The sequence below is a fragment of the Gammaproteobacteria bacterium genome, from assembly GCA_013696315.1.
Taxonomy (GTDB): Bacteria; Pseudomonadota; Gammaproteobacteria; order JACCYU01; family JACCYU01; genus JACCYU01.
In genome coordinates, this window is sequence record JACCYU010000144.1 from 1 (window position 1) to 13,045 (window position 13,045).

Consider the following 13,045-nt stretch of genomic DNA (forward strand, 5'->3'; position numbering starts at 1 on the left):
TCACGCCCGCAGGCTCAAGACCCTGCGGGGACTCACACCCTACGAATACGTCAACAAAATCCGGACGCAAGAACCACAACGATTCAAACTCGATCCGTACCAGCACATTCCGGGACTAAACAACTAAGGTGTAAAAGCGCGCCGGGCCCGCGTCCAAGACGCGGAAGCGGTACTTGCGGCGCTTGACCACGAAAAATGGCTGAATCTTGCCGTTGACCGTAAGCTTGTCGCCGAGCACGCCGTCGAGGTTGAAATCATCGAACACGAGTTCCCCGGTACGCGGATCGAACTTCTTGTCCGCGATCATTAACTCAACGTCGTACGGGCCACTGGGTAACCGCCAGCCCTGGGTCTCATTACCGGTGTCTTTTTCATCGAAGAAACGCACCATGTTCGCCAGGCCCTTGTACACGCCGGCCGAGGTAAAGTCGGGACGGTGATAATGGAAAAACAAGGTAGTCAACGTCTCGCGGACGTCGCCACCGCTCGCGTCCCGCCATGCGGCCGGGATGGTCCCCGGCACGGTGAAGCCGGGGCGGGCCATGCAGAAGTGGTGATCCGTGTACTGCCCGCGCTCGTTCCAGTCCCAGGGGCCGCCGTCGGTCTCCGAGGCAGTGTGGGCGTTGTGCAGATGCGTAATCGACTGCGGGACGCCGAAGCCGACATGGTCGTTCACGGCCGGCAGATGGTTTTCCATGCGCAGCAATACCGGCTCGCCGTAGCGGCAGTTCACGGTGGGCCCGGGAAAGATGCCATCGAAGCCCCAGATGGGGCTGTCAATCAAATCCCGATGAAAGCTGTGAGGCTTTTCTTCCGCGCGCACGCGATAGGTCTTCTGAGGCAAAAACCGGTTGTAAAACTGGTGCGCGGCCGGGTTCGGAGCCGGGCCTGTGCCCAGTGACTTGGGCTGCAACACCGGCGGTATGGGCAGCGCTTCCACCCACGGCGTGGTGGGCGGGCTGGGTAGGATAACGACCTGCGCGCCCGCTTTGGTCAACCAGGCGCCGCCCATACCCAACAGGCCGCCGCCGCCGGTGACCAGTCCCATCTTCAGAAGCTCGCGGCGGCTAAGGCGCGCCTGCGCGATCTCGCGTTGCAGGTCTAGAAGCCTGTGCATGGTGCGTTGCGCTTTGGTCAACATGTCTGCTTTTTCCTTAATCGATGAATTGTCCCGCAGCGCCCTGAATGGGGCGCTCTTGTTAAATGGCCGCGTTGCTGGCGTTGGGTACCGACATCGAGCTTAAGATGGACTCGACGATACCCATCGGGCGCGTCATCGCCGGACACCCGGCCCAGCGGCGGAGGCGGTCGTTGCCGAAACGCAGGATGCCGGTGTGCTCCGCGTCGATCGCGTCGAGCGCCGGGTTCGGGTTGTAGAACCCCAGCGCGACGCGTAATTCTTGAATGTCCTCACGGCTGCCCGTAAGGAATTGCCAGCCGGGCTTTACCTGAAACAGTCGGGCGTAGCTATGCAGGACGCCCACCGTGTCCACCTCGGGTTGCAGGGTGATGGAATACATGAACAGATCGCGTCCCACGCGATCTCCGAGCAGCCGCTGCACATGGCGCAGGTTCTGGGTCATGAGAGGGCACGAGTCCCCGCACCCGGTGTACATTACGTTGACGGTGACCACCCTGCCTTTGACCAGATCGTCGTAGAATCTCACCGCGCGGCCCTCGTGCGTCAGCATGGGCACGTTGGGAATCGCGCCGGAGCCCGCTCTAGCGGCGGATGGGTTGTTATTCGGCGACTGCCGGCTGCCCAGGTCATGCCCGCCGCCACGCCGCCGATCGCCGCCGTACCTGTGCTAGTCAGAAACTGTCTTCGTTGCATCGTCATACCCTCGCAGATCGTCTGCTGGCGTTAGAGCAAAGGGCGAGCCAAGTTCGCAAGTAGTTGATTAATAGTAACTAAAAGCGCCACGCGGGACGCGCTTGTGCAATATCAAGAGTGTCCGCGTATGCAGCCGGCGGCGCGGCTATCAGGGAATAGATCTGTGAATCAATTACATAGCCAGGACATTACATCATAGCTATAAGATTCGCGGACTGGTGTAAAGGGACCGGACAGGTGTAAAGGACGCGGACAGCATCGCTGCCCAGCGTTAAACCGTATTACGAAGCGCTTAGTCGAGGCTTTCCCGGCCCCAGACCATTCTTGCGATGGCGGCTGAATCCAGTTCGCCGTGGCCGGCCTCGACGAGAGTGTCGAGGTAGGCCAGCGCCCGGTCGGCGCCGGGAATGTCAACGCCGGCTTCGTGCGCGGCTTCCAGCGCGATGCGCATATCCTTCAGATGCAATTTGCTCTTGAAGCCCGGCGTGTAGTTGCCGTCCAGCATGCGCTGGCCGTGGTTTTCCAGGATCTTGCTGTACGCGAATCCGCCCAGCAGCGCCTCGCGTACGCGGACGGGATCGGCGCCCGCGGCGTGCGCAAGCAGCAACGCTTCGCCCGTCGCCGCGATCATCTGCGCCACCAGTATTTGATTGCAGGCTTTGGCGACCTGACCAGCCCCGGCCGGTCAGACGTGTACGATATTCGTGCCCAGGCATTCGAAAACCGGGCGCATGCGCTCGAATACGGCGGGTTTGCCGCCGACCATGATCGACAGGCTGCCGCCGATGGCGCCCTGTTCCCCGCCCGAAACCGGTGCGTCCAGCATGTCGATCTGATGCGATGCGAGCGCTTCGGCAAGCTGGCGGGTGGCAGCGGGAGAAATGGTGCTCATGTCGATCACGACACATCCGCGCCTGGCGCCGCACGCGACGCCTTGTTCGCCCAGAATCACCGCTTCGACGTCGGGGGTATCCGATACCATCGTGATGATGACATCGGCGTGGGCCGCGAGCCTCGCTGGTGTCGGGTACACGCTCGCGCCCTTGTCGGTTAGCGGCTGCACCGTCTCCGGTCGGCGAGCGTAAACGGCGAGCGGGTAGCCCGCCTTGAGGAGGTTCAGGGCCATCGGACGTCCCATGATGCCGAGTCCGATAAAACCGATGACAGGTTTGGTTGCAGGCATTAGGATTCGCTTATGTCAAAAGCGAATGGTCGCGCAACGCACGCGCCCAAGGCAACAGGCGCCGCCGCCTCCCCGGGCTCCTCGCGCCGCATTATCGGGAGCGCCCGGATGACCTTCACCCGGACGAATACCTTGAGCGATTACAATCTCAAGCGATGAGACTGCGATTCAACCAGCTCAAGGGCAGCCTTGATAAGCGCCTGGCGCCGGTTTACCTGATTACGGGCGACGAACCATTACAGGTGATGCTGGCGGCCGATGCGGTACGCGCCGCCGCGCGCGCGCGGGATTATCAGGAGCGCGTGATACTGGACGCCGAAGCCGGGTTCGACTGGGCCGCATTGCGCGAGGCCGCGGCCAGTCTCTCCCTGTTCGCCGAGCGTCGCCTGCTGGATCTACGCATGCCGGGTAAACCCGGCGCGGTCGGCGCGCCCGCGTTAACCCATTATGCCCGTCAGCCGCCGCCGGATACCGTGCTGCTGGTGCAATGCGGTAAGCTCGATAAAGCCGCGGCGAATACCGCATGGGTGAAGGCGCTAGATCGCGCTGGTGTGATGCTGCAGGTGTGGCCGCTGGCGGCGCGCGAGACGCGGCAGTGGATACACGCGCGGCTGAACGAGAGAGGCCTTAGAGTCAGCGAGGATGCCTTGTCGCTGCTGGCGGAACGCGGGCAGGGCAATCTGCTGGCGGCAAACCAGGAAATCGAAAAGCTGAGCCTGCTGTATGGCGATGCGCGCGCTCGTGAACCCTTGAGCGTGAGCGAGATAGTGGTGGATGTGGCCGATAGCGCGCGCTTCAATGTGTTCGAGCTGGCCGAGACCGCGCTCGCCGGCCATGGCGCGCAGGCTGCGAGGATTCTGCGAAGACTTGCCGCCGAAGACGTGAAACCGGCGCTGGTGCTCTGGTCGCTGACCGATCAGGTACGCGCGCTGGCGTCGATCTCCGGCCAGATCAGTCAGGGCGCGTCCCTGGATCAGGCCGCTGCCGGCATCAATCCGCCGCGCAGGCTGCCGATGCTTAAGATGGCGTTCAGGCGTCAGACCGCCGCGGCCTGGGCTGCGTTATTGCGGCGCTGCGCGCGGGTTGATCGTATGATCAAAGGGCAGGAACCCGGCAACCCGTGGGATGAACTGCTAGTATTAACCATGAGTCTCAGCGGCCAGCCGCTGTTTGATGTTGCGATAGAGAGAATCTCCAAAGCGAGAATCCGTTGAAAGCGTCTGAATGAGTGCGACCATCGAAACATCCGGTCTGGACGTGCGGGAGTACATGCGGGAGATGGGCGTCAAAGCGCGCGTCGCGGCCCGCGAGCTCGCGCGCGTGGAAAGCGGGGCCAAGAATGCCGCGCTAGTCGCGATCGCGCGGGCGATCGATACCTCCGTAGCGCCGCTCGCCGCGGAAAACCGGAAAGACCTCGAAACCGGCCGCCGCCGCGGTCTGGACCAGGCGCTGCTGGATAGACTCACGCTTAACGACGCGCGCATCGCCGCCATGGCCGAAGGGCTTCGCCAGATCGCCGCGCTCACCGATCCCGTCGGCACGATTACCGATCTCGCGTTTCGTCCCTCGGGCATTCAGGTCGGCCGCATGCGCGTGCCGCTGGGCGTGATCGGCATCGTCTACGAGTCGCGCCCCAATGTGACGGCCGATGCAGCCGGATTGTGCCTCAAGTCCGGCAACGCTGCCATTCTGCGCGGCGGTTCCGAGGCTTATCATTCCAATCAGGCCATCGCGCGATGCATTCGTGCCGGTCTCGACGAGGCCGGGGCGCCGCGTGATTCAGTGCAGGTGGTTGAGACCACGGATCGCGCCGCGGTCGGCGCGATGCTCGCCATGCGCGAGTATGTGGATGTGATTATCCCGCGCGGCGGCAAGGGGCTGATCGAGCGCGCCAGTCGCGAGTCGAAGATACCGGTCATCAAGCATTGGGACGGCATTTGTCATGTATACATTGACGATCGCGCCGATCTGAACAAGGCCGAAGAGATCGCCGTCAATGCCAAGACCCATCGCTATGGCGTGTGCAACGCGATGGAGACCTTGCTGGTGGCCCAAGGCGTGGCGGATAAGATTCTGCCGCGGCTGAAACGCCGCTTCGACTCGAAAGGTGTTGAACTTCGCGGTTGCGCACGGACTTGTGCCGTGCTTCCCGACATCGCGGCGGCTACCGAAGCCGACTGGGGCACGGAATATCTGGCGCCTGTCCTGTCGATCCGCGTGGTGGCCGACCTGGACGATGCGATGGCGCACATCGCGGCTTATGGTTCGGATCATACCGACACCATCGTCACCGAGGATTACACGCGGGCGCGGCGTTTTCTGCGCGAGGTGGATTCGAGCTCGGTGATGGTCAACGCTTCCACCCGCTTCGCCGATGGTTTCGAATACGGGCTGGGCGCGGAAATCGGCATCAGCACCGACAAGCTGCACGCGCGCGGACCGGTGGGGCTGGAGGGCCTCACGTCGCAGAAGTTCGTCGTCTTCGGTGACGGCCAGATTCGCGCGTGACAGCACTGATTACGGCTGCATGATCGGCGTCCTGGGTGGCACCTTCGATCCCATCCACTTCGGACACATCAATCCCGCGCTGGAACTGTTGCGGACTTTGCCGCTGCGGGAAATCCGCTTCGTGCTCGCGCGCAACCCCCCCCATCGCGAGCCGCCTCTCGCCGATACGACGCACCGGTGGCGGATGTTAGAACTGGCGTTGCAGGCGCACCCGGGCCTGCTGCCCGATGATCGCGAACTGCGTCGCGACGGGCCGTCCTACACCATCGACACCGTGCGCGAGCTGCGTGCGGAAGTTGGCGACTCGCAACCCCTGTGCCTCATCCTCGGCGCCGACACCTTCGCGGCTTTTACCTCATGGCGTAGTTGGCGCGAAATTCTGGAACAAGCCCATATTGTCATAACCGCAAGGCCCGGCAGTTCGATGCCAGCCAACGGCGAGGTCGGGCGTTTGTTGCAGGCGCGACGCGCGCATGCGGCCGAGGACCTCGCTCGACGTCCGGGCGGTGGCATTCTGGCGTGTTCCCTGCATCTGCTGGACATCTCGTCCACAATGATTCGCAAGGCACTGGCGAGCGGAGACGACCCAGACACTATGCTTCCCGCTAAAGTGCTGCGCTATGTTCACCAGCATAGACTTTATCAAGAACTCCCGATAACCCCGACGTCCAAAGGTAGGTGATGGAAACAGAAAACTTGCAGCAACTCGTGGTCACCGCGCTAGGTGACCTTAAGGCCCAGGATATTCAGGTAATCGACGTGCGCAACAAGACGCCCATTACCGATTTGATGGTGATCGCATCAGGCACTTCCGACCGGCACGTCAAGTCGCTGGCCGATAGCGTCGTCGCCAGGGTCAGGCAGGCCGGCATCAGGCCGCTCGGTATCGAAGGCGCGCGCGACGCCGAGTGGGTACTGGTCGATCTCAACGACATTATCGTGCACGTGATGCTGCCGCGCGTGCGCGATTATTACAATCTGGAACGGCTGTGGATGGTAGACGAGCCCTTGGAAAACCGGGCACATTCCTGATGTGACACGATTAAGCGAAAATTCACCATAGTACATCCGCATGCGCGTTCGCCTGCTCAGCGTCGGCACGCGCATGCCGGAGTGGATCATTGCCGGCGTTCACGATTACGCGCGGCGGCTGCCCCCGCAGTGGGCGTTCGCTCTCAAGGAGATTCCGGTTTCCAGGCGACGACCACCGGACCCGGAGCCAGGCAGAATTGACGAGGGCGAACGGCTCTTGACCGCTCTCTCCGGCGATACGCATGTCGTCGCGCTGGATGAACGGGGCGATCACTGGCGCACCGCTGAACTGGCTGCGAAACTCAATACATGGATGCAGTTCGGCCAGGATTTGACCTTCATGATCGGCGGCCCCGATGGTCTGTCGCAAGCGTGTATTGAACGCGCCAATGAACGCTGGTCGCTCTCGGCGCTAACTTTTCCCCACGCGCTGGTGCGGGTAATAGTACTGGAGCAGCTCTATCGGGCGTCAACGATTTTACGCAATCACCCTTACCACCGGTCCTAGCCGTTCGATGCATAAAGCCGGTGTCCTTGGCCGCAGGGCCGCGTCCGCATGCGCCAGGCGCGGCTGATTCTCGCATCCGCTTCTCCCCAGCGGGCCGCGCTGCTGCGACAGCTGGGTATCGACTTCGACGTCGTGCCGGCAGACATTGACGAGACCCCTAGACCGGGCGAAGCTGTAGCGCACTACGTCGCGCGTTGGCGTTTGATAAATCACTGACAGTTATGCGCGCCGCGCCGCCGGGTGTGCCGGTGCTGGGCGCGGATACGGCGGTCTATCTGGATGGCTACGTGCTGGGCAAGCCCGCGAACAGGGACGACGCGTTAACGATGCTGGCGGCATTGTCGGGCCGCGCGCACCGGGTGTTCAGCGCGGTGGCGATAAGCACTTTTGAGCGGCATTCACAGCGGCTCTCCGTGACGCGTGTTCACTTTCGCGAAATCAGCGCGGCCGAGTGCTGCGCCTACTGGGCAACGGGCGAACCACGGAGCAAGGCGGGCGCCTACGCGATTCAGGGCAGGGCCGCGGTTTTTATCAGCGCGCTGCACGGCAGTTATTCCGGCGTGATGGGGCTGCCGCTGTTCGAGACCGGCGAATTGTTGCGGGACTTCGGTATCGAGATCCCGTGACGCTTAAGACGTGGGCTGGCATGTTTGGTAACACCGCCATGGGACTGTGAAAAAATAATGGGACCGTGAAGTATGAGCGAAGAAATTCTTATAAACGTCACGCCCCAGGAAACGCGCATCGCCATCGTCGAAAACGGCGTGCTGCAGGAAATCTGGATCGAGCGCAGCCGCAAGCGTGGTCTGGTCGGCAATATCTATAAGGGCAGGGTCTGCCGCGTGATGCCGGGCATGGATGCCGCGTTCGTGGACATCGGGCTGGAAAAGGCGGCATTTCTGCACGCCTCCGACGTGGGTGTGGTGGTCGAGGAAATGGCCGAAGGCGTGCTGGCGACGCACCGGGAAACCATCGGCCAGTTGCTGCACGAAGACCAGCAGTTGCTCGTGCAGGTGGTCAAGGACCAGCTTGGCACCAAGGGCGCGCGCCTGACTACGCATCTGACGATCCCTTCGCGTTACCTGGTGTCCGCGCCCGGCGCGATCGCCACGGGCATTTCGTCCAAGATCGGCGGCGACGACGAGCGCCTGCGCCTTAAAACCATTATGGAACGGCTGGTGGCGGAGGGCGGGCGTCCCTGCGGGTACATCGTGCGCACCGCCGCGGACGGCGTGACTGAAAGAGCGCTGGCTCGGGATATGCGCTTTCTGGAGAAGTTGTGGGCGAGTATTACCGAAAGAGCCGAGCGCGCGGCCCCCGGTACGGCCGTGTATGCCGATCTGCCGATGGCGCTGCGCATCTTGCGGGACATGGCGGGTTACGAGGTGGAGAAAGTGCGCATCGATTCGCGCGAGACTTTCCAGAAGGTCAACGAATTCATCGAGTCCCTGATGCCGGAGATGGCGGGGTGGGTCGAGCACTATCCTGGCGAGCGCCCGATTTTCGATTTGTACGGCGTCGAGGACGAGATACAAAAGGCGCTGGAGCGCAAGGTGCAACTCAAATCCGGCGGATATCTGATCATCGATCAGACCGAGGCCATGACCACCATCGACGTTAACACGGGCGGATTCGTCGGTCACCGGAATCTGGAAGAGACGATCTTCAAGACCAACCTGGAGGCGACGCAAAGCATCGCGCGTCAGCTGCGCCTGCGCAATCTGGGCGGCATTATCATCATCGATTTCATCGACATGACGCAGGAGGATCACAAGCGGCAGGTGATGCGCGCGCTGGAAAAGAGTCTGGAACGCGATCACGCCAAAAGCCACGTGAGCGAAGTGTCGCCGCTGGGGCTGGTGGCCATGACCCGCAAACGCACCCGCGAAAGCCTGGAACGCGTGCTGTGCGAGGCCTGTGGCACCTGCGGCGGGCGCGGCACCTTAAAGACCGCGGAAACGGTGTGCTTCGAGCTGTTTCGCGAGATTCTGCGCGACGCCCGCCAGTTCGAATCCAACGAGTTGCTGGTGCTGGCCGCCCAGGAAGTCGTGGACATGCTGCTCGACGAGGAATCGACCAGTCTGGCGGAGCTTGAAGAATTTATCGGCAAGCCGATCAAATTCCAGGTGGAACAGCTTTATACTCAGGAGCAGTTCGATGTCGTTCCCATGTAGCGTGCGGCCCGAGAACGCCCGCGCGCCCGCATGTGGCGCGCCGACCGGACCGGAAGCGCCTTGCAAGCGTTACGCCTTTGGTTAGCGCCCGACATACAAGCCTTGTCTGACTATAGCTCAGTGTATTGTTTCGCCCTGGCCTGAGCGCTTAAGGATCCGCACGGATTGCGATGAAGTCTTTTTATCTACCCTACCCGTCATGAGCGTTGTTCTTCGGCGCAGCTTCACGATGGCGCTTTCGCTGGCGCTGCTGGTCACGCTCGCATTTGCCGGTATCCGGCTGGCGACGCCCTGGCTTGCCGGGCATCGCGAAACCCTCGAATCCCTTGCCAGTGCGTCACTTGACCGGCCGGTATCCATCGGCGCCATCGACGCGGCGTGGCGCGGACTGGACCTAAACGTGCGGCTGCGGGATGTAACGGTCAAGAACGCCAGCGGCCAGGTGTTGTTGAGTTTCGATGAGGCCCGCGCGACGCCCGACCTGATGCACAGCCTTGGGCGCCGCCGTCTGGCGCTTGCCAGCCTGCACGTCACCGGCGCCAGGCTACATATAATCCGCGCGCACGGCAAGTTGACCGCGCGCGGCATCAGGCGGCGGCAGCACCCGACATTCGCCGCTGACGCTGAAAGAACCGTGTCCTTGCGTGACAGTCGGATCTTTTGGGAAGACCGGCAGCTCGATGTCAATTACCGCCTGCGACATGTGGATGCCACCCTGGATGCTGGCGGCGGGAACACGCGGCTGCGCGCCAGGTTTGCGCTGGCCGCCAGTCGCGCGGCGCGTCTCGTGGTCGCGGCGGATTTGCAGACATTGCTGACGCTGCCCGCCAGCGGCTTGCGCGGAACATTTTATTTGCAGGGCGAGCAACTGCCGGCATCGAAGCTGCGCGCGAACATTGCGCGCGGCACCGCTGCGTTGCAGGTCTGGGGCCACGTGGAAAATGGCGCGGTTGCAAGAGTCGTCGGCACGGCCGGTATCGAAGACGCGCGGCTGGCTGACGGTTGGCAACTCGAAAGCGTCGGACTGAAGTTCGGATGGCGGCACAAGGCGCGCGGTTGGCAAATGCGGATCGAAGATCTCGAAGTAACCAGTGCCGGGCGCGGCTGGCGCGCCACCGCGGCTGGTCTCGATTCGCGCGCCGCGCGCAACGGACAGACTGCCTACCGCGGTTGGCTTAGTAATGCAAAGGTCGAGGATTTGCTGGCGCTGGCGCCAAACAGCGATAGCATCGATGCCTTGCGCCCGCTTATGGCGCGAGCGCCCACCGGCGAGCTGAGGGAAACATGGCTGTCGGCGCGGATCGAAAAGGGCCAGCTTCTGCACTACCGGGCGCACGGACGGTTCCATGACCTGAGCCTCGCGGCGGATGCCGACGCACCGGGCTTCGCGGGTGCGGACGGCCGCTTCGCGTTCAGTCGAAGCACGGGAACTCTGGCGTTGCGCACGCATGGCCTCGAAATCCAGTATCCGCGGCTGTTCGACGGACCTTCGCAGTTCGATCGACTGCGGGGCGATGTGTGCTGGCGGCGCGAGAACGAACGCCTGGTCATGCGGTCGCCAAAGCTCTCGCTGAGCAATGAGGACTTCGCCGCAAGCGGACCCTTTGAACTGCGCCTGGGCGCCGGCCGACCGTATCTCAATACGCGGATCGCACTCAGTCGCGGCGAGGTGGCAAAAGTCGCCGACTATCTGCCCGTGAAGATTCTCTCGCCCAGAGCGACCGAATGGCTGAAGCAGGCGCTGGTCGCTGGCAGGCTTGTCTCCGGTGATGTGCATGTCCGGGGCGATATCGCCGATTTTCCCTTTCGCCATAGCGACGGCAATGGCGAGTTCGAGGCGCGTTTCGATGTCGAGCAGGGCATCCTGGATTATCGTCCCGGCTGGCCGCGAGTAGAGGCGGCGCGAGCGGAGGTTCGCTTTAGCGGTCCGTCGGTGTCGGTCACAGGCGCGCGCGCGCAGGTGCTGGATAGCCAGATCGATGCCGCGACTGTTCTGATTCCGGATCTGCGGGAGGGCGAGCTGCAACTGTCGCTGGCGGGCCACGGACCGGTAGAGGACATTGCGCAGTATCTGCAGCGATCGGTGCTTGCCGAGTCGAACCTTTTCGAGCGGCTCACGGTCAGCGGCGACAGCCGGCTCGCACTAGCCCTGCGGTTGCCCCTTTCCAAAGACAGTGGCGAGGAGCCAGAGGTCTCGGGCAGGGTAACCTTCGACCGTGCGGGCTTGCGGATCGCGCCGCCCGGACTCGACTTTAACGGCATTGAAGGCGAGCTGGCGTTCAGCCCGGAAGGCTTCAGGGCCGAGAACATCAACGGGCGATTCCGGGGGCATAAGGTGACGGCGGGTGTTGCGCCCGGCGAAGACAAACGCACGATCGTCAGCGTGCGCGGCCGTCTGCCGGCGAGCGCGCTGCTCGCGGATGTCGAGCACCCGCTTGTGCGGCAGTTGCGGGGCGCGTCGCTCTGGCAAGCGCGTCTGGGGTTGCCCGCGATCGGCAAACCTCCAGCGGACGCGGAGCCGCGGCCACTCGGGTTCAGCCTCGTCTCCAGCCTGCAGGGCACCACGGTCGATCTGCCGCAGCCGTTGCTAAAACGCGCGGCCGAGCGCCGGCTGTTTCGTGTCGTTACCGCGTTTGGCGGCGACGAACAACAGCACCCGGTTCGCGCGCAGTACGGGCCCGACCTTTCCGCCGTGCTGTTGTTGACCGGAGACAAAGGGGGCATGCGCATCGAACGCGGCGCCCTTAGCTATGCCCGCGGGTTAGCAAGGCTGCCGCGCGTGGGCGTCACCGTGAAGGCGGCGTTTGCTGAATTCTCCGTGGAGGACTGGGCGCGCCAGTTGCAAGCGGAAACGCCTGGAACTTTGGAGAAAGGTGGCGCTTCCATTTCGTTGCGCCAACTGGACGTGGCCGCGCGGCGTTTGCGGTGGTCAGGTCGGACGTTCGATAAGCTGCGGATCGAGGCCCTGCAACGCAATGGCCGGTGGATGGCGCAGGTCCGCTCCGCGCAGGTTGCGGGCCGTGTCGTTGTGCCGGCCGATCGCGATTCACCTGCGCCGCTGGTGGCGAATCTCGAGCACCTTGATCTGCAGGCGGGGCAGGACGCGGGCCATGGGACGGGCGCGGCGATGGATGCGCGCGAGCTACCGCCGCTGCGAGTGACGGCCAAGGCGCTGCGCATCGGCGAGTTCGAATTCAGCGATGCGCGCCTGGAGACGTCGCGGATGAAAAACGGTCTGCGCGTGCGCAAGCTTGAACTCTCGGCGCCTAATTTCGAAGGTCGGGCGCAGGGCGCATGGTACGTTGGGGAGGCTGCTCAGAAATCCCGTTTCGACCTGGTGCTGAACAGCGACAATCTCGGCGAACTCCTGCAGCGCTGGGATCTCCAGCACAGCATGCGAGATGGCATCGCGCACGTCGAGGCGCGGCTCGACTGGCCGGATGCGCCCGCCCGTTTCGATCTCGCGCACTTGAGCGGGCAGACCAGCTTGCGGGTCACCGACGGCAGACTGCGCGGACTCGATCCTGGGCCCGGACGCCTGCTGGGACTGTTCAATCTGGGCGCCATCCAGCGGCGGCTGTCGCTGGACTTCAGCGATCTGTTCAGAACCGGCTTCAGCTTCGATACCATGGCCGGCGACCTGGCGTTTCGTGACGCCAACATGTACACCGAGAATACGGTAATCGATGGCCCGGCCGCGCTGATCAAGATTACCGGCCGTACCGGGCTGGTGGCGCACGATTACGATCAGCGGGTGGTGGTCGTGCCCAAGATCATGTCGGGCCTGCCGCTTGCCGGCGCATTGC

The 13,045-nt window shown here is 63.1% G+C and carries 9 protein-coding genes and 2 pseudogenes; 8 read left to right on the forward strand and 3 right to left on the reverse strand.

Annotated features, from left to right (window positions below; genetic code table 11):
• Positions 1-115: 115 nt before the first annotated feature.
• From H0V34_08465 to H0V34_08475, 3 genes and pseudogenes are all read right to left on the reverse strand, one after another.
• The gene (locus H0V34_08465; GenBank protein ID MBA2491720.1) at positions 116-1,141 is read right to left on the reverse strand and encodes a multicopper oxidase domain-containing protein; all 1,026 of its coding nucleotides are present in this window, start codon (positions 1,139-1,141) and stop codon (positions 116-118) included.
• Between the two features lie 58 nt (positions 1,142-1,199).
• The gene (locus tag H0V34_08470) at positions 1,200-1,697 is read right to left on the reverse strand and encodes an SCO family protein (GenBank protein MBA2491721.1); all 498 of its coding nucleotides are present in this window, start codon (positions 1,695-1,697) and stop codon (positions 1,200-1,202) included.
• Positions 1,698-2,126: 429 nt separating this feature from the next.
• Positions 2,127-3,017 (reverse strand): annotated as a pseudogene (locus tag H0V34_08475) (NAD(P)-dependent oxidoreductase).
• Between the two features lie 155 nt (positions 3,018-3,172).
• On the opposite strand from H0V34_08475, the gene holA reads away from it, so the two are divergent.
• The 8 genes and pseudogenes from holA to H0V34_08515 all read left to right on the forward strand — a co-directional run.
• The gene (gene holA / locus H0V34_08480) at positions 3,173-4,231 is read left to right on the forward strand and encodes a DNA polymerase III subunit delta (protein MBA2491722.1); all 1,059 of its coding nucleotides are present in this window, start codon (positions 3,173-3,175) and stop codon (positions 4,229-4,231) included.
• A 10-nt stretch (positions 4,232-4,241) separates the two neighbouring features.
• A complete protein-coding gene (locus H0V34_08485; protein MBA2491723.1) occupies positions 4,242-5,525 on the forward strand; it encodes a glutamate-5-semialdehyde dehydrogenase in 1,284 nt (427 codons plus the stop codon).
• Complete coding sequence (gene nadD / locus H0V34_08490; protein MBA2491724.1) at positions 5,503-6,207, forward strand: nicotinate-nucleotide adenylyltransferase; 705 nt, start codon at positions 5,503-5,505, stop codon at positions 6,205-6,207. The genes H0V34_08485 and nadD overlap by 23 nt, the downstream gene beginning before the upstream one ends.
• Positions 6,207-6,557 (forward strand): ribosome silencing factor, encoded by a 351-nt coding sequence (gene rsfS / locus H0V34_08495; protein ID MBA2491725.1) that lies wholly within the window; start codon positions 6,207-6,209, stop codon positions 6,555-6,557. The genes nadD and rsfS overlap by 1 nt, the downstream gene beginning before the upstream one ends.
• A gap of 40 nt (positions 6,558-6,597) precedes the next feature.
• A complete protein-coding gene (gene rlmH, locus H0V34_08500) occupies positions 6,598-7,065 on the forward strand; it encodes a 23S rRNA (pseudouridine(1915)-N(3))-methyltransferase RlmH (protein MBA2491726.1) in 468 nt (155 codons plus the stop codon).
• 48 nt (positions 7,066-7,113) lie between these two features.
• Positions 7,114-7,691: pseudogene (maf, locus tag H0V34_08505) on the forward strand (septum formation inhibitor Maf).
• Positions 7,692-7,763: 72 nt separating this feature from the next.
• Positions 7,764-9,239: a ribonuclease G gene (gene rng, locus H0V34_08510; protein MBA2491727.1), complete on the forward strand. Its 1,476-nt coding sequence runs from the start codon at positions 7,764-7,766 to the stop codon at positions 9,237-9,239.
• Between the two features lie 199 nt (positions 9,240-9,438).
• A partial coding sequence (locus H0V34_08515; GenBank protein ID MBA2491728.1) for a TIGR02099 family protein occupies positions 9,439-13,045 on the forward strand: 3,607 nt, incomplete at its 3' end.